Origin of the sequence: Methanosaeta sp. UBA356 (genome assembly GCF_002496465.1) — an archaeon.
In the GTDB taxonomy this organism is placed as follows: Archaea; Halobacteriota; Methanosarcinia; order Methanotrichales; family Methanotrichaceae; genus Methanothrix; species Methanothrix soehngenii.
Genome location: NZ_DAKC01000088.1, coordinates 1 through 21,615, shown reverse-complemented (window position 1 = coordinate 21,615; position 21,615 = coordinate 1). Strand labels below are relative to the sequence as shown.

Genomic DNA, 21,615 nt, shown 5'->3' with positions numbered 1-21,615 from the left:
TTAATACGCCTCAAGCTTGAGCGTATTAAGAATTTCCGCCAGCTCCCCATCCGCCCTCTCCCTCTCCGCCCTTGCCTCTTCCAAATCCGCCAGAATCTCCGCAATGGGCCGATGCTTCTCCCGCTCGTTTATCTCCACAAACTGCGACGGGCTGAGGTTGTAGTCCGCCTCCCTCACCTCGTCCAGGGTGATCACCCGGCTGAGCTTCTCTCGCGTCTCCCATTTCTGGTAGACCTCCGCCACCGCTGCAATTCCCTCCGGGGTGAGAGCGTTCTTGGGCTTCTCCTTCACAAAGTAGTTGGAGGCATTGACCAGCAAAATCTGCCCGGCTCGCTCCTCTGGCTTGCCCTTTCTCAAAAGCAATATGATTCCGGGTGCGGTGGTGTTGTAGAACAGGTTCTCAGGCAGGAGCACCACCCCCTCGATGGCGTCCGCTTCGACAAAAGCCTGCCGGATGGCCTTCTCCCGGTTCGAGGACCTAGACCCCGAACCACGGGAGACGGCACCCGTGTCCAGGACTACAGCCGTCCTCCCGCCCTCTTTCAGGGAGGCGAACATGTGCTGCACCCATCCCCAGTCCGCCGAGGAGCGGGGCGGCGTGCCTGAGCAGAAGCGGTTGAAGGAGTCGTTCTCGTAAAATGCATCATCATAGTTGTCCTGGTTCCACATCGGATTGGCGACCACGTAATCGAACTGCATGAGCGAGCCCTCCGGGCCGAATCCCGGCTTTCTGAAGGTGTCGCCAATGGCAAAGCTCGAATCGGTGTAGTCATGCAGGAACATGTTCATCTTGGCCATGGCGAAGGTGACCGGATTCAGCTCCTGGCCCCACAGCCTTGGCGCCCGTGACCTCTCATCCGGATGACGACGCTCGTACAGCAGCCGGGCCTTGATCAAGAGGCCACCCGAGCCGCAGGCCGGATCGTAAATGGTGCTGTAGGGCACGGGATCGATCAGCTCGGCAATGAGGTCCCCTACCTCTTTCGGGGTGTAAAACTCCCCCGCAGACTGCCCCTGCCCCTCGGCGAACTTGCGCAGCAGATACTCATATGCCCTTCCTAAGATATCGGGCTCTGCATTCTCCAGCCCAAGCCTATGCCGGCTCAAGACCTCGATTAGTGCCCCCAGCCGGTCGTCGTCTAAAGTGCGCTGCCCTGACTGGCGCTCATTGTAGTCCTTGATATCCAGGACGCCCTGCAGGTCGGGATTAAGCCTGGCAACCTCCCGCAGGGATTCCGTCACGAACTCCCCCAGCCGGCCATCTGCACCGTGATTGCGAATGGCCCTCCAGTTATAGTCCCCGGGAACGTAGAATCTGATTATGGGAGTGCTCCCCGTCTTCAGAGAGTGGGCCAGGTCCTCTTCAACAATAGTCCTGGCTAGCTCTTCGTCCCCGTATTCCCGGACGTGAGCGGCAAACTCATCCTCGAAGACGTCGGAGAGGCGCTTGAAGAAGACCAAAGGCAGGATGAAGTCCTTGAACTTGGGCGCGTCCGTTGCCCCGCGGATAGCGCAGGCCGCATCCCACAGCCAGGTCTCGAGCATTGAAATATCCAGATGGGCGTCCTCCGCCAGGGCGGGGGCCACCTGCCCTGTTGAATTCAGTCCAATGGTATTGTTGTTCCTTTTTCTCCTCGCCACTTTCCTGCCATCCCCTCAAATCCAAGAGAGACTTATGCGGATAGGTCTTTAATTATTTGGTGGCATTCGATCAAAATTGAAAACAAGCTGAAAGAGGATCGTAGCGGTGGGAAATCCGGCTCGAAATAGCCAGATGCCGATATCCTAGACCACTCCTTTGCACAGCTCCCCGCTCTCTAAATCCTCCTGGAAGAAATCACGGGGCGTCTTCCTCCCAGTGGCCAGGTCCAGCTTTCTTTTAGCATAAAAGGGAACCAGCCTCTTGATCTCTCCCGCAAACCACTTGGGGTAGATCTTCTTGACTTTATTATACCTGATCCAGTCCAGGTCATAGTAGCGGGCATTCATCTCCCAGGTGATGTACTGCACCTCTTCGTCTGAGAGGTGCTTCGTCTTCAGGTTGGCATGCATGCCATCGTACTTGTTGAAGTCGTTCCTGGTCACAAGGCCCATCTCCTCCAGCTCCGCTCTCATCTGGGTCTTCGGATAGGGAGTGGAGATATAGAAGATGGGAAAGTCCACCTTCAGCCTGCGGGCCAGATGGAAGTTCTCCCACAGGTCCTCCTCATCGTCATCCGGGTTCCCGCCGATGAGGCCAGTGGAGACGATGATGTTGTTGTCATGCAGGTACTGCACCGCGATCTCGGCATCATTTGACATCTTGCCCTTGCCCAAGAACTCCAGGTTCCTCTTATTGATGCTCTCCACCCCCAAAAAGACGCCGTCAAAACCCGCCTCGCCCATCTTGTCGACAAGCCTCTTGCTCGAGGCAATGCCGGAAGCGGAGGCCTGGGTCTTGTAACGGAGGTGAGTGAGCCCGGCATCGATTATCGCCTGGCAGAGCCTCTCCAGCCTCTTGGGGTTCAATGTGATGTTGTCATCTGGGAAAAAAATCGAGCCGGCACCATGCTCCTCCGCATCCCGGATATCCTCGACTACTCTCTCGATGGGGAAGGTACGGAAGTGGCGGCCGTACATGAGATTGATGGAACAGAACTTGCAGCCCTGAGTGCATCCCCGGCTGGTCTCCACTGAATCGATGGGCACATCAAAGGTCAGAAAGCCGCGGGTGATGAGCCGGGCGTCTCTGTTGGGCATCCTGATATCCGATACATCCAAGAGAGGCCTGGCCGGATTGTGAACCATTCTATTGCTGCCCGGATCATGGTAGGAGAGGCCCAGGACCCCCTTCAGCTCTTTTCCAGCCAGCAGGGACTCAGTGAGCTCCCGGAAGGTGGCCTCGCCTTCACCCCGCACGATATAGTCGATGAGCTGGCTGTCATCGCTCTGGCCGATCTCCTCTGCCGCGAGAGTGGGATGATAGCCGCCAAAGACCGTCTGAGCGCCTGAATCCTTGGCGATCCTGGCCAGAGCTAGTGCCTCTTGATACTGGAAGCTCATAGCGGTCAGGCCGACGAGATCGTAATCTTGAACCTGTTTTTTCACATATTCTCGATGGTCTTTCAGTCCGTGAATGTCTGCCACATGAACTGTGCACAGGTCATCCACATGCGCCGCCAGGCTGGCCAGCCCCAGATTGGGCAGGCGGGCTATGCGGTCGAAGTCCAGCTGAACCACAGGGGAGGATAGGAGGAGTATCTTCATCCAGAGCCTTCGTTTATTCAGGTTTTTGCGTTCATATTCATGCGGATGATCCTTTATTTCCCGGCAAGGGGAGGAACCTGGGCCCCTGATTCCAGTCGAACTTGTTTGCCCGGGAGATGTAACCGGCAACCTCTTTTATCCCATCCCATCCTCCATAGCGATAAGCATTGTACCACACCCTTCCAGAGATGCGCAGGGGCACATACCAGGAATGGACCTGGCGGAGCGACCGGTCTAATATCTCCTGCATCTCATCCGGTTTTATATGGGGGTGGTTCCAGACCAGATGCTTTCCATCATAATGATGATAGTCCTGGTCGAATATGCCATACTTCTCCTCGATCTCTCTCCACAATGGGGTCTGGGGCAAAGGAGTAATGACGCATATCTGAGTTATGTCCAGCTTGAGGGCAGCCAGCTTCTTTATGTCCACCTTTAGCGACTCTTTTGTATCCTCCTCAAATCCGATCATATAGTAGCCAATCGTCCCCAGGCCTCGAGCCTGCAGCATTCTCAGCGTCTCCAGAATATCCTCGGTGCCTTCCTTCTTCTTGATTTCGTCCAGACGCTCTTGATGCAGGTTCTCAATGCCGATAGCCGCCCCGGCAAAGCCGGATACCTGTTTGCCGTTCTTCATCCGGGCGTCAGCCCAATCATCGATCTTCTTTCTCAGATAATCAGCCCGGGCCATGCACCCCCAGACCATCCCATACTTGTCCAGGAGCTTCACAACCTCATCCGCATGGCGGCGGTTGCAACCGAAGTTCTCATCCTCGATTATCACCACATTTATTCCCATTTTTTTGTAGTAGGCAAGAACCCTCTCGATGCTCTCCAGGGAGATTATATTGGGTTTATTGCAGAAAACCGGAGTCTGGCAGAACTTGCATCCCACTGGGCAGCCCCGGGTAGTGAAAAGGACCCCATAGATGTTCACCTTGATATTGAAGGGCGTATTCAGATACTCGATAAGCGGCGGATGGATGACATCCTTTATCTGCCTGCCGAAATAGGGCGCCAGTTGATGCTCTGCATATCCCACAAAGACCTTGTCGAACCTGTCCTGCACGGCGGTGGTTAGGGCTCCATAGTTTCCTGCCCAGACCTCTCCTGCGCCCGCACTGCGTGCCGCCTCTGCCATCTCTACTGCTTCGTGGGTCTCGCTAAGGTAAAAGGAGAGGCCAACAACATCCCAGCCCTCTTGGAGCTTCTTTTCATATTCATCCCAGGTGGGGAACTCCAGTATCTCAATCTCCGGAATGTTCTGCTTCAGGAATCTCAGGCCGAAGGATTGAATGCGCGGCCAGTAAAATCTGAACCATGACCGGGTGTTGGCCCCGATGTAGTCGTATGGCTCAGAGCTATTTCGGTAAGCGGTTGTAAAGAGGACTCGATGAGTCATAACTCCCAAGATCGCTCCCATGGAAGATTAAGGTTACGATTACTGATTGCACTTGTTAATTCCATATAAATTCCAACAGAATTTTGCCGCTCAGAATAAAATGATACTGGCAGCCTAAGCATATCCATTCTGTCCAGGATGTCGGCTCTCCAGTTCTCGCTTTTCTGCTTTATCCTTCTCCATGCTGTCCATCTCATTTTGCACCACATTGAAGACCTCTGAAACTCCGGCGTACTTTCCGGCAAACCACCCGCAGGCAAAGATATCCGCATTACTCCTGTCCACTCCAGACTCCTCTATCAGCCTTCCAATCCATTCCTCGGGAGTATCCGATTGCGCAAAGGAGTCTCTCACCTTCCTGGCGATTTCATCGGCCCGCTCCTTGGTAATTCCCAACAGCTCGTAGAGCGCTATTCTCGCCATATCGTCCTTCCTTTTTTCCGATTCCGCCTCTCTTCAGCTCGGCTGAACTACCCGGGCGCGGGCAAGGAGATTCTCATAGGCCTTTGCTGCCAGATCATGAACATCTAGCCCCATCTCTCTCGCTAGCAGGAGTACCACTGCATCCATCTCCACCAGCTTTTTCAGCGAATCCTGCTTATCATTAGCGAGGGCTATGACCTCCTTTCTGCTCATGCCCGTCTGGGAGGTGATCAGCCTAATTCCCTGGTCAAGTATGGCCTCTTCCGTCGAGGGTTTAAATCCCAGGGGTACATCCACCGCATCGATATCAAACGCCGCTGACACTATCTCTCCATCCATCTTCACCATCCCCTCAGCTTCCGCTTCTCTGAGTAGAGCGCGCACCTTCTCTGGAGATCCCCATTTCAGGTCTAAAGAGAGGGCAAATATGAAATCGCTGATCTTCAGGCTTTTCTTGCCCCGCTTCTTAAAGGGCGTGGCCACGAGGATTTCTTTCTCACGGTCCAAAGAAACACACCAGATCTGTTCTCGCACATAACAGATATAAACCAGTCTGTCCAGAAAGACCAATCAAATTAGAGGGTGAATGAATTCCCGCAATCCTCTGGGCAAAGGATTTAAAGCGAGCAGATGTGATATTTCACTGTGTAAAGATCCAGTATATGACAAGTGGGGCAAGATGAGGCTGATATACCCGATTATAATACTGTTCCTGCTGATCGGCGCCGGCGCCGCCCAGCTGGCACCAGACAAGGAAAGATTTGACATCGTTCTTCATCCAGGGGATGGAGATGAGAGGATTCTTAAGGTGATGAATAATGGGGACTCAACCATCTTCAATATCGCTAAAACCGAAATGATCGGAAATGCCAGGGATTTTATCTTCATCGACGTCCCAGAGGATAAGCCTCTTTCTCCTGGAGAGGAGGCGGAGATCAAGATCTATATCGGTATACCCCCGGAGACCAAGCCTGGAGTCTACACCGGATTCGTATACTTGATGGAGAGCGCTCCTCCCTCCATTCCGGTGCGAATAGACTTTCATATTAATGTCGTTGTGCAGGAGAGCTACGGCATTGCTATGACCGTGGATGATGCCAAATCAGCCTATCTCCGGGCAAGCGCTAAAGATATTGCCCAGTTCAATCTGGCAGTCAAGAATCTGGGCTCATTCAGAGATATCGCCTCGATTGACGCGGGAGCTGTGCCCGAGGGCTGGAGCGTCGTGCTGATGGACGATGACGAGCCCATGAGCATGCCCTATGACCTGCCCCTGAATCCCGGGGCAACTCATGAGATCAAACTGCAGATACAGACAGACAAGCCCGGATCTCGGGAGAATGTCACCATCACTGCCACATCCCTGGGCAACCGGTCCATGAACTCCTCAATCCAGGCAGAGGTCGAGTTCGGAATGGTGGTCAGAGGCTACGATACCGATATCCTGGTCCCGGAGAAGATCGCCACCAATAAGAGCTATGAGGGCAAATTCAAGGTAATTCTGGACGTCAAAGAGGACATATGGGTCTCGATGCAATCTCCGGATGAGCTTATAGTCATCCCCCAGTCACAAATGGTAACGGTCACACCAGAGGTGCCTGGGTTGGCCAACTTCACCTTCCTGGCATCAAAAGGGGGCGAGTATCCGCTTACCTTCCAGCTATTGGATTCCCACGGCATTCCCATGCCTGAGGAGACCGTCACTATTGTGGCTGCGCCTCCAGAGGGATTGGCGGTGCTCACCGGAGATGACATCATCTATGGCACTATTGGTACCCTGGCCTTATTTGGCAATAGGAGCCCATCCATATTTATGGTTCCTGCGGATGAGATCTCCGATGATTACCTGCAGAAGCTGCAGAGCTATCTGGAAATCGTGATCCTGGGCAATGATTCTGTGATCCCCTCTGGTGTTGAGGAGAAACTGAAAGATATTGAACTCAAGCGCATTCAAAGCGATAGCCTCTTTGAAGAGTGCTGGCTGTTCACGAAACTGATGTGGGATAATGGCACATCCGAGGTTGTCTTGACCACCCCCAGGGAGGCAGACATATTCAGAGCCTATAAGATAGCGATGAACGAGGGATTACCGATGGTGGTGTGCAGAGGCAACGTCACTGGTGCCTCCATAGAAGCTATTGAGGATATGACCAGACGCAATACAACCCTCTCTCGGGCGATGGTCGTGGGCAGAGTGGGAGAGGATTATACAGAGGCACTTAGCGAAGCGGGTGTCTTATTAGAGGAGGTGAGCGCTTGAGACGTCTTTATTTATTATTATTCGTGGCAATACTGTCCGCCACTCTGCTCTCCGCCGCAGACGATAAACCACTGGCGAGAGGAGTGAAAGGCGAGGTCGAGGATATCATCCTGGTGGGAGCAGACGACTGGCATGCATCTGTTGCTGCTACTCCCCTCGCCATCTATTCTCAGGAGAACGAGACCGTCATCAAGCCTATGCTAATCCTCCCCAAAGAGGTGCATGCTGGAGAGAGAAATGGCTGGATTGAGGAGAGCGATCTGGAGCGATACGGTGCTTCGGCAATCCTGGATACCCTCAAAGGAGCAAACGTCAGCGCTATAACCATACATGGTTCCGGCGAGAAGGTCGGTGCGCTGGTGAAGGCGGCTCAAAAGGACGGAATCGAAGCTTATGTTGCCGTCACTTTAGAGATTCCTGAATCCCAGGCTTCATCGGAGGCGCTGGAAGGTCTGGACAGCAAAGAGATGGCAATGATGGCTGAGGTTGGCCTCGCCACAACAGAGCCGGATCGGTCCACCATCGATCGCTCTATGCTGCAGGAGCCAAATCCAGAGATCGGGGGAAACAGCAGCTATTACTGCCCGGTGAACCCAGAGGTAAAAGACCGTCTTTATAACCAAATTGAGATGCTGATCGATGACTATCATGTCGATGGAGTCGTCCTATATCGGTTCGGATTCCAGGATGAGAATCACTGCTACTGCGATGTATGCAAAGAGAAGTTCTATCAGGACACGGGAATAGATATCAGCAAGGTCAATGCCAATAGCTACAACCGGGAGAAGTGGGCTGAATGGAAGCAGGACCAGCTCATGGATATCGTTATGGATGCCCGGAACATCACATCTGACCTAGGCCCTGTGCTGCTCGGAGTGGCACTGGACAGCCCATTTGACCGAAGCAAGGGATACAACTTTGCCCGGATGACTGGGGTGGCAGACTTTGCCTTTATATCTCCTGTTTCTCCCCAGGATGTCAAGCTGGCCAGCAGAGAGAGCACGAATCCCGTTTATGTTCGCCTTAACGATGATTATGTGGGCTATGTCCTCTCCACCCAGAATGTGAAGGGAGCTGTAAGCTATATCGAGGATCTGGTGGGATCTGGTGCCTCGGGAGTCGTCTTCGAGTATGATGTGGTCCATACACCCCTCTGGTCTGAGCTTGAGCCTCCCTCCTCGGCGGCCAGTTGGCTGCTGCGGCAGCTTAATGGAGAGGTTCTTGCGGTGGGAAATATCTCCTGGAGGAGCGACTCGAACATAAGGGTCAACAACAGCTTTGATCTGAGTGAGCAGATAAGTCGCCGCTGGGCGAGCTCTCCAGGAGCAGTAATTGTGGGTGAGAATTATACTGCTGCTCTCCAGGCGGCCACTATTGCATCCTATCTGAACTGGCCGCTGCTGTTTGTGAATGAGGCGCTGCCGGAGGAGACCCGATCGGCTCTCGTCCGGCTGGGGGCAAAGGATGTGATCTTGGCAGGTCCGACAGGGGAGAGGGTGAGACAAAACCTGAGCCAGATGAATATCACCCTTATCGAGGGCAGCGGTGATCTGCTGGTCGAGGAGATGGAAAGAAGGAACGAGAGTCCATCAATGGTTGTCTTGACCAACTCCCATGATCTATCCCTCCTGCCGCCGGCGTCGAGCAAGGCGGTTGAGCGTTCGTTGGTTGGAGATCTGCTGGTGAGAACGGAGCTATCCCCTGACCAGGTTCCTGCAGAGGAAGATGGAGAGGTGGTCAGGCTCAATTTTACCCTCACCAATAGTGGAGATGAGGTGCTCAGGGGGGTGCAGCTACGAGATATCTTTCCCATGGGGCGGCTCATAAGGCTGGCGGGCACCGCATACGGGGAGGTCAATGTGACCGACCCCTACAGCAGAAAGCCGGTTACAGAGACCTCCGCTTTTCTTAATGGATCTCTGATCCGCTGGGATTTCGGCCGGCTCGAGCCTGGAGAGTCCGCCAGCCTGAATGTTGAGGTAGAGCTGCTATATCCCATGGATGCCGGCTGGTCGCAGCGCCTGGACACTGGAGCTACTGCCGCCTATGAAGGCTTCTCTTACAACCATACTCTCAGAAATGTGGACGATCCGCCTATAATCAATCTAACCTATCCCAAATGGATCTACTCAGGCAGCACCAATATCTCCTGGAACATTGAGCGGAACAGCAGTTATCTCGCTTTAAACCTTTACAGCCCGGACGAGAGATCTGGCCGCCTGAAGCTGACAAACATAACCAGGGATGGGCTCTATGATGTGAGAGTCTCCCTTCAAACTCCAGGCAACTGGCTCTTCAATATCGAGACGGATGAGGCCCGGACTGAAAACTACACCATAGAGGTTCGCTCCAATGTCAAGGTCTTGAATATCACAGCATTCAGCCATACCAAGGTCCCCAGGCTCTCTATGGTGGCAGCGGGGGCGGCATCATCTCATAAAGCCATCCTGATTGACGTGGCCTGTGATCCCCAAAAGATCGATCCCCTGGTGGTGGAGGAGACGCTAAATCAAAAGGTAGCGGAGCTTAACCTGGATCCGGAGTATCTCATGGTGGTGGGCGATCCCGGCTCTATTCCTTTCATATCCACCGGGCTCATCCAGAAGCTTTCGGAGGTTATGGAATATGAGGTCTACAGAGACTATCAGATCAAGCCGGATTTGAACAACTACAGCACGGTGGCTGTGGGAAGGATCATGGGGCTATCGGTTTACGATGCCTCCCAGCTCATGGCCCGCACAATGGCTTATGATCGGCTAAATGGAAGCTGGAAGAATAATGGGCTGGTTGTATCCTCTCCTGCTCTCTCATTTCCTCAGGCTCCTGTGGGAATACGCATAAAGGAGTATCTGGAGGAGGCAGGTCTCATGGTCAAGGATCTGCGTCATGAAGAGGCTACTTATCAGCAGACGATATCGCAATTGAACAACGGCCAGAATATCGCTCATTTCGATCATCACGGAAGCGAGGATTCATGGGGGCTGTCTGCCTGGTCAATGACGGATTCAGCTCTTACCGGGTCGCAGGTAAAAGAGCTGAGTTTGCCTCCTCAGACAACCACTGCTTCTGCCTGTGTTACCACCAACCTGAAGGGATACTATCTGAATGTGACCGGCACGAGGATGTATGTCCCCGGAAACCTGGAGGATTCCATCGCTCTGGCATTCATAAGGGCGGGAGCGGTAAACTACATTGGAGGCTCAGCCTTATCCTATATCTTCCTCTCAGACGACTACTACAAGAGCTTCTATCAGTCCCTGATCTTCAGGAATTCCACAGTGGGTCAGGCCCAGCTGGATGCGGACAACCTCTTTCGGCTGAAGTCCAGAGGCACTGAAAGCCTAAAGCCGAACTCAGATTACGATGAGGTCCTGCCTGCCTGGGATATCTCCGTTCATGAGATGCTCAACCAGACCTCTTACATGAACGTAATCCTGGGCGATCCGAGCTTCAAGCCCGCTTTGCCAAAATCTCCTTCTCTTCCTTATGCCACCGTTCTCTCGGCGGAGAACGAAACCGATCTGAATCAGACGATTTTAAATGTGGCAGTAATTCCGCTTAACGAGAGCGCTACCGATTGGGTATACTGGATTGAGTCGAAGAGCTCCAGCGGACTTCTAAACCTCGATGCCACTCCCGCCATCATAGGTGAGGTGCTCTTGCCCAAGGACGCAGAGAAGATCGTGGTAAAGGAGGAGGGGTTATCCCTCTGGCATGATGAATATTCCCGGGGCTTGGAGAAGAGGGTGATGTGGCCCATCATCAGGCCGAAGCTTGGGGAGAAGAGGAGCTTTATTGTCGAGTACGAGCTGATACCCGGTCAGGTTCAAAGGATCAATGTCACTGCCGGCTGGAATGCTGTGTCCATCTATCTGAACCCGCGGGATGCATCTGCGGAGAGATACCTGAAGAACAAACCCTACAGGAGCATATTCACCATTGCCGAAGATGGATGGAATTTCGGCATGAAAGAGGCAGGCAAGCTCAATGTGACTCAATTCAAAGCAGGTGAGGGATATCTCATAGACAGCACCGGGAACTTCACAATGGAGATACCGGGAAAGCCGGTCGACCTCCCCTACCGACTGGATCTGCATGTGGGCTGGAATATGATCGGACTGCCGGTGAATCAGACCGTTGATCTGGCTAACATCACCATCAATGCCGAGCATAAGAGGTACAGGTACCCGGAGGCAGTAGAAAAGGGCCTGGTCTCAGCATTCGTCTGGAAGCATGAGGGCGGGGACTGGACCAATCTAGGAGAGAATGAGACTCTGGAGCCGGGAAGGGCATATCTCTTCGAGGCGAAGAGCGAGGCCAAGCTCGAGTTCCGCTAAAAGAGCATTTAGCGGAACGCCTCATCTCTTTTTTCTATACAGCTCTCTCATCATCTCCCGGTGCATGGAGGCCATCATATCTCCCTGCATGCCGATCATGAACAATTGGATGCCGACTATGATCAGAATCGCCGTCAGTATGGTTAAGGGAATATGCTCTATTCTCCACAATAACCAGTCTCTGGCCACATAGATCCCTACCAGAAAGCCGAACAATCCTACGAATGAGCCCATCAGGCCGAAGTAGAACATGGGGTTCTCCGTCTTAGCCATGCGGAAGATGGTGAGGATGATCTTCAGACCGTCCCGGAACGGATGCAGCTTTGTCTTGGTGCCTGCAGACCGGGGCTGGTAGGTGATGGGAACCTCGATTATCCTCAGGCCTTTCTTTACGCTCTCTATGGTCATCTCCGACTCGATCTCAAAGCCGGGCATGGATAGATCGAGCATCCTTATTCCTTCAGTGGTGAAGGCCCTGTAGCCGGACAGGATATCGTGTAGCTGGACTCGGTAGATTGCCGCAAAGAAGCGGTTGATCATCTTATTGCCGAACATATTCAGCCTTTTGATGGCTCCTCCCTGAATGTTCTCCAGCCTGTTTCCCACCACGTGATCTGCCTGTCCCTCTAAGATGGGCTCCATGATCCTGGCAGCATCGCGAGGAAGGTAGGTGCCGTCCCCGTCGATTAAGAGGATGTACCTCTCCTTTATATGGCCGAAGACCTCCTTTAGAGCCTGGCCTTTGCCCGATCCCGACTGAATGAATATTTTTGCACCGGACGCTCTGGCTTTCTCTACGGTCTTGTCGGTGCTATGGCCGTCCACGACCAGGATGTTATCATAGCCCAGCTCCTGGAATTCGCGGATGACGGGCTGGATGGATTTCTCTTCGTTGAGGGTCGGTATGAGAATGCAGATGTCTTTATGGCTCACGCTTAAATCAGCTCTGGCGAAATTTTCAGGCTTTCATCGCCTGGTGGATGATCTTTTTGTATTGCTCCTCCAGCTCTTTCATATCCCCTTTGGTGGTCTCGATATACAGCCGGATGATGGGCTCGGTGTTGCTCGGCCGGATGAGAACGCTGTAGCTTTCGGTGGTGATCTTCAAGCCATCTGTTGTGTCCGGCTCAAAGAAAGCCAGTGAATCGGCCAGGCGGAGCATAACCGCTGCCGGGTCTTCATTGAGGTGGACGCTCATCTGTTTATAGGGATAATCAGGGATCATGCCTGCCAGATCTGAGAGCTTCTCTCCACTGGACACGATCTCAGCCAGGGCGAGGCTCATGGCGAAGGGATCATCAGAATACTGGAACTCGGGCAGGAAGAAGTGGCCGCTTCGTTCTACGCCCAGAACCGCTTTTGAGTTTTTCACCCGGTTGGCCACGAAGACATCGCCCACCCTCTCTCGCAGAACCTTTATGCCATCCTTTTCCAGCTCTCGCTCCAGGATCATTGAACAGTCGAATCCGGATATGACCAGGTCACCGGGCTTGTACCTTGCCCGGGTGATGATGATCGCCACCTTCTCCGGGGGCAGGACAGTTCCTTTGTCATCGATGACTATTCCCCTGTCAGCATCCGGATCAAATCCCACGCCGAAATCTGCCTCTTTTTTCTTTAGCATCTGGCAGGCGGGGCGCAAAGATTCCTCATTGGGAGCGGGACCTCGGCCGGGAAACAGGCCGTCCGTGGTTCCGTTCAAAATCAAAGGATTAAAACCCAGCTGCTGGTAGAAGGAGGCCATTGTGCAGGCTGCACCATTTCCCATGTCTAAAACCAGCTTGAGGGGACGCTTGAGGTTCAGCTTCTCTTGCACATACTCCCTGTATCTCTCGATCGCCTCCCCTGGATCGCGATCGGTCTTGACCCCCTGGCCAGCCAGAAAGCCCCCCTCCCGGTAGTACTTCATTATGGAGGACTCCTGATAGAGCAGGCCATAACCGTCACGGGTTCTGAATCGCACGCCGTTGTACTCCGGCGGATTGTGAGAGGCGGATATGTAGGCTGCGGCCTTGAGCTCCTCTTTCCAGGTAATAAAGCTGATTATGGCAATGGGGATGATGCCAAAGCTGTTAACCTGGCAGCCTGTGCTCAGGACTCCATCCAGAAAAGCCTGCTGGAGGCTTGGGCCACTGATTCGGGTATCTCTTCCCAGGGAGACTGAACCACCTTCAGCATAAGATCCAAAGGATTCACCAACTCTCTTCACCAACTGCTCTGTGAGATCGGTGCCGTAGACACCTCTGACATCATAAGCTCTGAATACTGTCACATGCATCCGTTGTGTCTCGGGCATTTAAATTATTTTCTGCCAGGAAAAAGAAGCTGGAGAAAAGATAGGAGAGGATCGCCGGATAAAAAATCGATACGATCTCATGATTCCTGTTTTGTGAGGATTATCTCCATCGAAGAGACGTTCACCATCTTTCCTTCCTCGTTGGGAATGGATTCCGTGCCGATGATTATGTTCTTGACTGTGAGATTGGGCATGAACCTGTTTCTTGTTATCTCTGCCGTATCCACAGCGCGGGAGATGGCACGCCCTCTTGCTTTCAATATCACACTGGCAATAGGCTTGTTAAACTGGGTCATAACTGCCAGGACGTAGTTCATGACTGGTTTGTCTCCAATGAAAATCACTGCATCGTCTTCCATGGTCTAGCCCCTCCGTTCACTTTTCTTGGGCAGGTTATTAACTCTTTCTCTCTACGATTTCGGCAAAGGCGAAGTTGGTCAAAACGGCATCCACCTTAACTTGAAGCTCTTCTTTCAGCTTCGATCCTCGAACAATAATCGCGAAGCCTTCCACCATGGCAACGCCGTCTCCAGATTTGCCCACAGATTCTATCCGAACATTGAGCATGTCCCCTTTGCGGACCGGGGCAGAAAGGAGCTTCTTTCCCACTACATAGGTCTCTGCGCTCTCCTTTCTTGAGGCCGCAGGCGAGTGGGCATGAACAACGGCAAACTCCCGTCTCACATCATTGAGAAAATCTATGAACATATCTCCCTGAAACACTTTGACCACGAAGTTGCCCCGCGGCCGGAGGAGCTTTTTGGCCATCTCAAGAGCGGAACGGGCCAGGTCTATGGAGATGGCATGGTCCCTGTCCCAGGCCCCTGAGAGATTGGGGGCGGCGTCGCATATCACCACATCTGCATCCCCACCAAGGGCATCTTTTACCAGGTCCACTGTGCTCAGGGCAGTGATATCCGCCCGGAAGGTGACCACTCCGGGGATGGGGGCGATGCCCGCCAGGTCCACTCCCACGATCTTTCCTCCGGAGAGCTTCTGGGCAACTTGCAGCCAGCCGCCTGGCGCCGCTCCCAGGTCGACCACGGAGTCGCCTTTTTTTATGACATGGAACTTTTCATTTATCTGCAGGAGCTTGTAGGCCGATCGGGCCCTGTAGCCTTCCTCTTTTGCCTTGCGGTAGTAGTGATCCTTCTGGTCTCGGGCCATTATATCTCCAATGGACGACCATGGTTAAGAGGATTGCGAGACTTCCATCTTATCCTGGTGTTGATCCCTCCTTTTTGCCTATTAGACCATTGATGCCGCTTACGGCTATGTCTGTGGTTATGCCCCATAAAATGAGCGACATATAATCCCCAAAAGGATTAGTTCCAAAGGTCAGTCCTTTCTCTATATATTCAGAGCGAAATCCCATCGCCAAAGAGAGCAGAAGCAGGATTAAATAGAGGAGAGGCGGCAGAATCCACAAGGCTGTTTCTGCCTGGAACTGATCAGAGTTGTTGGCAATTTTAATTATAGAATTCTTCAATTTTTGCTGTAATTGTTGTATGGCATCTTGTCCGCCTTGTTTCTTTAATTCATCGGCTCCTTCAGCAGCTTCTTTAGCACGCTTAGAAGCTTGGGCAGCTTCGTTCGCAGATGAGACAACTTTGAGATTCTCTTTGGGACCCTCTTGGCCCATATCCAGTGTCCCTCTTAGCGCCTTCAATAATCCTTCGAGATCATTCTTCGCATCTTCATCCTTCTTCATTTTGATTTTGTGTCGTATTGAATCTATTTGACCAACATAGTCATTATTCCCCAACGTTTTCAAATTTTTCTCTATTTCTCGAAGCTCTTTAAGGGTCTGCATCCGAGCTTCGATGGCCTTCAGTTCGGCTTGGACTGTCTCCAGCTTCTCTTTGTATACCTCACCCCGGACTTTTTCTATCATTGGCAGCAATATCTGCTGGTCTCCTGGATCTGTCTTCCGAATATCAGACTCCAACCGATAGACATATTTTAGGGCCTTTGATTGAGGTTCCTTCTTCTGGGCGTATCTGAAGAGCCACCCTAAGATAATGCCAAAAAAAAGAGCAAGAACTGCTCGCCATGGTCCTATGCGCGTATTGATGGCGATTGGTATAGTTAGCCTATCAGTACTCCCCTTCATGATTAGATAGATATTTCCGCTGTAACTATCTGCCGGTATCTCCATCCGATTTAGAGTCAGATTCAGCACGCTTATCTTGTTTGCCGGGAGGATTTTTTCATCATAGGGAAGGGAGAGGGATTTTTTAGTGAGTTGGTAGCCTGTTTTCTCACCAGTTAATGCTATGCTGCTGCTGGTAACATTAACATCGACCATTGTGGGATTATCAATCTGTATCTCCCATCTGTCCGTGAAAGCAGCGGCAGGTAGCACCAACTTTGCTAAAATATCATCAGAATTAACAAGTTTTAGACTAATCTTATCAATGCCTGGCAGAAGTGTGAGTTTAGGCCGTGACTTAGCCATCAGAGTTAGGTTGAGGAACTGGGACTTCTTATTATCTGGAAGCAAGAGCTCTATCCATCCTCGGTAGATGCCAGGGTCTTTGACATTGGATATTGTAATATGGAAGTTCTTCGGCACTCCTTTCTTCAGGTTGAGGTCTCCCAGGATGGCCACGTTCTGTCGGCCTATGATCCTGTCGCCCTCTTCCGGCTTCAGATCCGAGGCAATAAATAAAAATTCGTTTATATCACTTCCATTGGCTGTCAGTCGAATATTGCCGGTGAAGGCATTTTCTTCTTCAATCCATCCTGAAATACTCACCGGCATGTCGCCAACGTCCACGTCTATGGTTCCTGATTCTGCTAAGGCTGGAATCGGAAACAGAAGATTAGTTAGGGCAAAGACAATTATCCAATTTTTCATGTGGCACCACCAAATCCTGCATATTGGGCCACAGGTGTGGCCAAAGAGATGTTATTGTAAGCATACAGAGTGTAGACAAGGCCTAATGGATTCAATTTTTCTTTTAATAACTCAAGGCGAACGTTCAGCATAGCCTGGCCAAGAGGCTGGCCACAAAAGAATTTGGGAAATAGGGCATCAGCATAGGCCCTGGCAAAATTCTCTGTCACCGGACATTCCGTGCCCACAACGCCACATGCTCCGCCTTTGCGGAAGTCGTCAATCAAGCTTATGTAGCTCTTAGGTCCGTAATCACCGGTGGCGCAGCCGTTAAGGAATACCAATGGATTATGTTGCCAGTCCAAATGAGATGCCTCAAGGAAGTTGCTATCGATCCTGCAATCGCTGATCTCCAAATAGGGCCCGTGAACTTCATCCTCTCCTCCGTGACAGTAGAAGTAGACCAAATCAAGCGCAGAGCCCTTACTTTTCCATATTTTCTCCATTTCATGCCGAACTTCAGCTACATGAAGCTTAACCTGACCTAAAGCCTCAAGATTAGAGATGTGTTCCTTCCATAAAGCGAAATCCCTCCACACATTTAAATTGATGTAAATTGGTAGATTATTCTTTATCTTCATGATCAATGCGGGGGGATTAGGCATGCTCTCGTTGACCCAGCAGGGAAGCTGTTCGATTGCATAGCGGTATCCCCAGAAGGAATAAGGGCAGATCAGAAGTGGATCCTTTGTATAGGGGCAGTCAGTACATTCTGGACTGCAATTCCTAAACTGATCGCATACCTTGGTCTCGGGAACATATTTGACCTCCCGCTCATAGAGCATTGCCCAGGGAATGGTTTGCATTCCCAATACCGGATTTACTTGGATCGTCGTTCCGGGCTTAAGAGCTTCCCTCATACCTTTGCCCTGATCTTCATTCCAAGATGGCTTGCCTTCTGGCAATAGAGCGCGATAGAAGCTATGTCCTACATTTGCCAGTTGAGGGAGCCAAGCATTAAGAAGGCTCATATCTCCCTGTATGCCCCATCTATATCCTTTGCACGACTCTTTGCCAGTCACCATTAGTTTAAGCTGATGACGGATAGCAGATATGGCTTGATCAAAAGACATTGGCTGCAGACGGGTGTCGAAAAAGGCTATATTTCGCTCCCCGCCTGTGCGGTCCAGGAATCGAAAATCAACGCTGCCATCATGTGGATTGCACTCTACATTGATGGTTAATAATCGCTCAGGCAGCAGAGATAGATCTTGAAACACCATTTGCTCTGAGGCGAGAAAGGTGGTTTTAGCATTCTGATACGGTCGAAACGACGCAGTTGCTTCAGACGCAGGAGTGGAAATGATCAGCGCCTCTACCCGTTTGGATTGCAAAAGATAGCCTCGAAGAAATATTTCCACCATTATCGAGCCGTAACCTTGAGAAATTATTGATCTGACTGAGAACTTCAGGGTGGATGTGGCCCCTTCGCGAGGCAGATCTAGACCTTTCTTTCTTGGTTCAATCTCGAAATCGCGGGAAGAGGCGCAGACCAACAAAGGCAGTGAACTGCGATCTTTCCAGACCTCAGAGGATAATATATTATCAGGAAAAGGCTGATCATCTTCGCCCAGACCTCTACGTTCAGGGCAGATCTCAACGCACAGCATGTATTTTTGGCCATAGACAAGCGGCCTATTCGGAGTGATTGTTATAGATCCATCTTTGTCAGCAAAAAAAGCATTCAAGTATCGGGTTTTCGAATTTGCTAGTTTCTTTTTGGCTATTGATTGAAATTCGGACGGCCAATGCAGCTCATGTGCCTCCTTAGGTTCATCATATTTATTAAATATAGCATCTCCTTTCTTCCTCCACACATCATATTCTTGAGACCCAAGCTTCGTCTCTTTGCTATAAATGGGGCTCAAAAACCATCTTCCTGTTCGTCTAATCTCCGAAATTACATAAGCGGCATCCTCTTGGGAGACTTTGTTTAATGCATTTATATGCTCATCGAGCTTTCCGAGCAAACAGAGTACTATTGCTTTGTTAGCCCAAACCTGGGAATTTTGAGGATCTAATTGAAGCGCCATATTGAAGGCTTGCAGCGCTTCATTTAGCTGGGAGAGGTTCAGGAATTTGATCCCCTGTTCTAGCCAATCCTCAACAGTCTTGCCCTCAATTGTATCGGCATTTTTGGATGGATCCATAGAATCTAACCCCTCTTGAATCAACCTTTTCCTCAGAGAAAAGGATTGAGTGGCAAACAGACTCTTATTACCATGAATGAACATTATTTAGATTTAGATGTTTGCATCCATGCTTTCCGTTGGGATCCGGAAAGAATGCCGTCTGATATCTTTAAAATAAATTCTTTCATAAGCATATTCCGATTTAATTTCCATTATGTAATAATCTAATTCCCAATGCGATGGTGCGCTGCCGTCATTTTGCTTGTGTTGGGCTAAGCTTTATATATTATTTCACAGATTCACCATATGCGAGAGAGGAAGGACGGCTGCCGCTGGCCAACTCCGGCCGGTGTGGAAAGTCCCTCCACCACTGGACACACAGACATCCCAAAGGATGTGGGGCGAGAGCTCCGGCTCTGGCACAGAAACGATACCGCGCAGCGTTAAAGCTATGATGCCGAAAGGCTGAGGTCGCGCTGAATGCGGATGAAACGGCGAAACCCTGTGGGTGCAAGCCAAAATAGAGCTGCTAACATGGACGTCCAGCCAAGCTCGGGTATGGCGCTAAGCTGAATGCCGTCATAGAACAGAAGGGGGCTTACTCTCCTCACTCGTATATCATATCCTATGATTTCTCAATTCTTCTGCGCTCCTCTGAAATCCTGCCAACTTTTCTCAAATAGGTCCATATATCCATTCATTAGCAGTTATTTCATAGTGAAGCAGGATGCTCACCATGTGAATATCGGGTATCAGGAGTATAGCAGCATGGATTCTCATTTGATGAAGATGATCTGGGCGGTGATCAGGCCGGAGAGAGTGGATGTGGTTGTCAGTGCCCTCAAGACAGAAGGATTCTCTGCCATGACCCGCTTTGATGTCTACGGCCGGGGAAAGCAGAAGGGGATTGTGGTTGCCGGGGAGAGCTATGATATGCCAAAGACGGTGCTCATGCTCGTGCTGGAAGCGGGAAGGATATCTGAAGCCGTCAAGATCATCGAGGATTCGGCCAGAACAGGAGCCATAGGCGACGGCAGGATTTTTGTGGTACCAGTCGAAGAGGCTTATACCATAAGAACCGGCAAGGTGGGTATGTAGATCTCAAGATATCCTCTTAAATAGAAAGAAGAATACAAAGAAGGCTAAAAGTAGCTACAATCTGGAGGAGTCGGATATATGAAACGATATGCAATCTCTGCCCTGGCCCTAGCCATTTCCATGATCGCCATGGCTCTTGGCAGCAGCGTATGTGACAATGCTCCATGTGAGCCGGTGATCAATGCCACGGTGGGTGAGGAGTTTAACATCACCATCCCCTCTAATCCCTCAACTGGATTTGAGTGGTGGACTGAATTCGATCCCCAATTCCTGACCCTGGTGGGAGCGAGATCAACCCAGGACAATGTCAGTTTGGAGATGGTCGGAGTGCCGGAGAACGAGATCTTCACCTACCGGGCAGTGATCCCTGGAGAGACGGAGGTTTATCTTCTTCTCCTTCAGCCTTGGGAAAACGGCACCATCGCTGAGAGGCTCATCTATCCGGTGAATATAGCAGAATAAAACGCAGGCGGATCCGGTGCCATCCGGATCTATTGATCTTTTTGGCTCTTCGCTGAATTATGTGGGTGAGGTCAGGCATAGAATATGGCCTCTGTGTCTCTGTGGTTGGGTCAGAGCATAGCAGCTTTCCACTGAGGCAAAAAAAGACACAGAGAATTTCCGATTCAAGTCTGCCCATACCAAATAGCGAGTAGCCTTTTTTAGCTTGCTCTGATCAATCGTTTGCTTCCTCGCATGAGCCTCGAAAGAGGCAGACGATGCCAGCTGCTAAGAGGACGGCGATGATTCCGGTGAGAAAGATGCCATCGAAGACCCCTGCTCCGCCTATGGACAGCACAACCGGCTGAGCGCGGAGAAGCTGCAGGGGGGATAGGGCAGGCAGGATCCCTGGGGTGAGCAGGCTGAGGATGTCCGCTCCAATCAATGTTCCTATGGTGCCGCTGATATAAGCCAGAGGAGGGGAGCGGCGATATCCTCTGGCCAGGGCCAGGCCCATTACCGCTGCCAGAAGAGGGGAGAGCCAGAAGGGCAGGACTATTCCCTCGCCGGGAATGGCCTCTGCGACATAGTAGGTGACGGCGGCCACCACCGCCACGCCGAGGACGGATTTGAAAAACGATGCCCGGCCCCGGAGGATGAGATGTGCGGAGACGACCAGAGGTATGATGCAACCTCCGACGTTCACCGCTAGATAGAGGGGATGAAAGGTGGTGGGAAATGCTGCCGGGTATTGGCTCATCGCCGTCATGTACCATCCAGGGTAAGCGGAGATTGGGGACTCCATGAGTGGGATGTCCACCAGGCTTCCCAGAATGCAGCCGAAGACTGCCAGGGTGGCAGTCCAGTGGCTGAAGCCGACCATCTCGAAGGCGGACCGGGATAGATGCAAAAAGAGGAAGATGAATATCAGGGGCAGGGCTAGGATCAGAAGCAGGATGATGACTGTGATGGGCAGTATTAAGATCTCAAACAGGATATTCGCTCCGGATTGATATCTGCTTGAAGGTAAATAGAGTTTTCTGGCATGTGGAATGTTTTACCTGATCAGCGATGACTTCCT

Annotated in this window: 16 protein-coding genes and 1 other RNA gene; 5 read left to right on the top strand and 12 right to left on the bottom strand. The window is 51.5% G+C overall.

Features of this window, described 5'->3' with window-relative positions; all coding sequences use genetic code 11:
- The 5 genes from BP727_RS07960 to BP727_RS07940 all read right to left on the bottom strand — a co-directional run bounded on the left by BP727_RS07960 (position 1) and on the right by BP727_RS07940 (position 5,578).
- Positions 1-1,641: a type I restriction-modification system subunit M gene (locus BP727_RS07960; RefSeq protein WP_286858214.1), complete on the bottom strand. Its 1,641-nt coding sequence runs from the start codon at positions 1,639-1,641 to the stop codon at positions 1-3.
- Between the two features lie 144 nt (positions 1,642-1,785).
- On the bottom strand, positions 1,786-3,246 hold the full coding sequence (locus BP727_RS07955) for a B12-binding domain-containing radical SAM protein (protein ID WP_286858212.1): 1,461 nt from the start codon (positions 3,244-3,246) through the stop codon (positions 1,786-1,788).
- A gap of 37 nt (positions 3,247-3,283) precedes the next feature.
- The gene (locus BP727_RS07950) at positions 3,284-4,648 is read right to left on the bottom strand and encodes a B12-binding domain-containing radical SAM protein (RefSeq protein WP_052297604.1); all 1,365 of its coding nucleotides are present in this window, start codon (positions 4,646-4,648) and stop codon (positions 3,284-3,286) included.
- A gap of 114 nt (positions 4,649-4,762) precedes the next feature.
- A complete protein-coding gene (locus BP727_RS07945; RefSeq protein ID WP_013718591.1) occupies positions 4,763-5,071 on the bottom strand; it encodes a hypothetical protein in 309 nt (102 codons plus the stop codon).
- A 33-nt stretch (positions 5,072-5,104) separates the two neighbouring features.
- A complete protein-coding gene (locus BP727_RS07940) occupies positions 5,105-5,578 on the bottom strand; it encodes a DUF2240 family protein (protein WP_286858210.1) in 474 nt (157 codons plus the stop codon).
- A 172-nt stretch (positions 5,579-5,750) separates the two neighbouring features.
- Here BP727_RS07940 and BP727_RS07935 point away from each other — a divergent pair, with 172 nt between their 5' ends.
- Both BP727_RS07935 and BP727_RS07930 read left to right on the top strand, forming a co-directional pair.
- A complete protein-coding gene (locus BP727_RS07935; protein ID WP_157863652.1) occupies positions 5,751-7,331 on the top strand; it encodes a hypothetical protein in 1,581 nt (526 codons plus the stop codon).
- On the top strand, positions 7,328-11,668 hold the full coding sequence (locus tag BP727_RS07930) for a C25 family cysteine peptidase (RefSeq protein WP_286858208.1): 4,341 nt from the start codon (positions 7,328-7,330) through the stop codon (positions 11,666-11,668). Before BP727_RS07935 ends, BP727_RS07930 begins: the two co-directional genes overlap by 4 nt.
- Positions 11,669-11,689: 21 nt before the next feature.
- On the opposite strand, the gene aglJ is transcribed toward BP727_RS07930, so the two are convergent.
- The 6 genes from aglJ to BP727_RS07900 form a co-directional block, all read right to left on the bottom strand.
- A complete protein-coding gene (aglJ, locus tag BP727_RS07925) occupies positions 11,690-12,601 on the bottom strand; it encodes an S-layer glycoprotein N-glycosyltransferase AglJ (protein WP_286858206.1) in 912 nt (303 codons plus the stop codon).
- Positions 12,602-12,626: 25 nt separating this feature from the next.
- On the bottom strand, positions 12,627-13,946 hold the full coding sequence (locus tag BP727_RS07920) for a phosphoglucomutase (RefSeq protein WP_286858255.1): 1,320 nt from the start codon (positions 13,944-13,946) through the stop codon (positions 12,627-12,629).
- 95 nt (positions 13,947-14,041) lie between these two features.
- Positions 14,042-14,323: a DNA-binding protein Alba gene (albA, locus tag BP727_RS07915; RefSeq protein ID WP_013718597.1), complete on the bottom strand. Its 282-nt coding sequence runs from the start codon at positions 14,321-14,323 to the stop codon at positions 14,042-14,044.
- Between the two features lie 37 nt (positions 14,324-14,360).
- A complete protein-coding gene (locus BP727_RS07910) occupies positions 14,361-15,131 on the bottom strand; it encodes a 23S rRNA (uridine(2552)-2'-O)-methyltransferase (protein WP_286858203.1) in 771 nt (256 codons plus the stop codon).
- Between the two features lie 49 nt (positions 15,132-15,180).
- A complete protein-coding gene (locus tag BP727_RS07905; protein WP_286858201.1) occupies positions 15,181-16,824 on the bottom strand; it encodes a hypothetical protein in 1,644 nt (547 codons plus the stop codon).
- Positions 16,821-19,097 carry a CHAT domain-containing protein gene (locus BP727_RS07900; RefSeq protein ID WP_286858198.1) on the bottom strand — a complete coding sequence of 759 codons (2,277 nt, stop codon included), beginning with the start codon at positions 19,095-19,097 and terminating at the stop codon, positions 16,821-16,823. The genes BP727_RS07905 and BP727_RS07900 overlap by 4 nt, the downstream gene beginning before the upstream one ends.
- 208 nt (positions 19,098-19,305) lie before the next feature.
- Between BP727_RS07900 and rnpB the strand changes: the two genes are divergently transcribed.
- The 3 genes from rnpB to BP727_RS07885 all read left to right on the top strand — a co-directional run bounded on the left by rnpB (position 19,306) and on the right by BP727_RS07885 (position 20,555).
- Positions 19,306-19,608: RNase P RNA component (gene rnpB, locus BP727_RS07895), an RNA gene on the top strand.
- 155 nt (positions 19,609-19,763) lie between these two features.
- Positions 19,764-20,093: a P-II family nitrogen regulator gene (locus BP727_RS07890; protein ID WP_286858196.1), complete on the top strand. Its 330-nt coding sequence runs from the start codon at positions 19,764-19,766 to the stop codon at positions 20,091-20,093.
- A gap of 78 nt (positions 20,094-20,171) precedes the next feature.
- Entirely contained in the window at positions 20,172-20,555 is a 384-nt protein-coding gene (locus BP727_RS07885) for a protease inhibitor I42 family protein (RefSeq protein WP_286858194.1), read from the top strand.
- A gap of 214 nt (positions 20,556-20,769) precedes the next feature.
- On the opposite strand, the gene BP727_RS07880 is transcribed toward BP727_RS07885, so the two are convergent.
- Positions 20,770-21,417, bottom strand: a complete 648-nt coding sequence (locus tag BP727_RS07880) for a DUF1614 domain-containing protein (RefSeq protein ID WP_286858193.1) — start codon at positions 21,415-21,417, stop codon at positions 20,770-20,772.
- Positions 21,418-21,615: the final 198 nt, after the last annotated feature.

What these genes read in the sequence shown, in the direction of transcription:
- BP727_RS07955 (WP_286858212.1), bottom strand. Translation starts at nt 3,246, where the DNA reads ATGAAGATACTCCTCCTATCCTCCCCTGTGGTTCAGCTGGACTTCGAC.
- BP727_RS07950 (WP_052297604.1), bottom strand. Translation starts at nt 4,648, where the DNA reads ATGACTCATCGAGTCCTCTTTACAACCGCTTACCGAAATAGCTCTGAG.
- BP727_RS07945 (WP_013718591.1), bottom strand. Translation starts at nt 5,071, where the DNA reads ATGGCGAGAATAGCGCTCTACGAGCTGTTGGGAATTACCAAGGAGCGG.
- BP727_RS07935 (WP_157863652.1), top strand. Translation starts at nt 5,751, where the DNA reads ATGAGGCTGATATACCCGATTATAATACTGTTCCTGCTGATCGGCGCC.
- BP727_RS07920 (WP_286858255.1), bottom strand. Translation starts at nt 13,946, where the DNA reads ATGCATGTGACAGTATTCAGAGCTTATGATGTCAGAGGTGTCTACGGC.
- albA (WP_013718597.1), bottom strand. Translation starts at nt 14,323, where the DNA reads ATGGAAGACGATGCAGTGATTTTCATTGGAGACAAACCAGTCATGAAC.
- BP727_RS07910 (WP_286858203.1), bottom strand. Translation starts at nt 15,131, where the DNA reads ATGGCCCGAGACCAGAAGGATCACTACTACCGCAAGGCAAAAGAGGAA.
- BP727_RS07905 (WP_286858201.1), bottom strand. Translation starts at nt 16,824, where the DNA reads ATGAAAAATTGGATAATTGTCTTTGCCCTAACTAATCTTCTGTTTCCG.
- BP727_RS07900 (WP_286858198.1), bottom strand. Translation starts at nt 19,097, where the DNA reads ATGTTCATTCATGGTAATAAGAGTCTGTTTGCCACTCAATCCTTTTCT.
- BP727_RS07890 (WP_286858196.1), top strand. Translation starts at nt 19,764, where the DNA reads ATGGATTCTCATTTGATGAAGATGATCTGGGCGGTGATCAGGCCGGAG.
- BP727_RS07885 (WP_286858194.1), top strand. Translation starts at nt 20,172, where the DNA reads ATGAAACGATATGCAATCTCTGCCCTGGCCCTAGCCATTTCCATGATC.
- BP727_RS07880 (WP_286858193.1), bottom strand. Translation starts at nt 21,417, where the DNA reads ATGGTCGGCTTCAGCCACTGGACTGCCACCCTGGCAGTCTTCGGCTGC.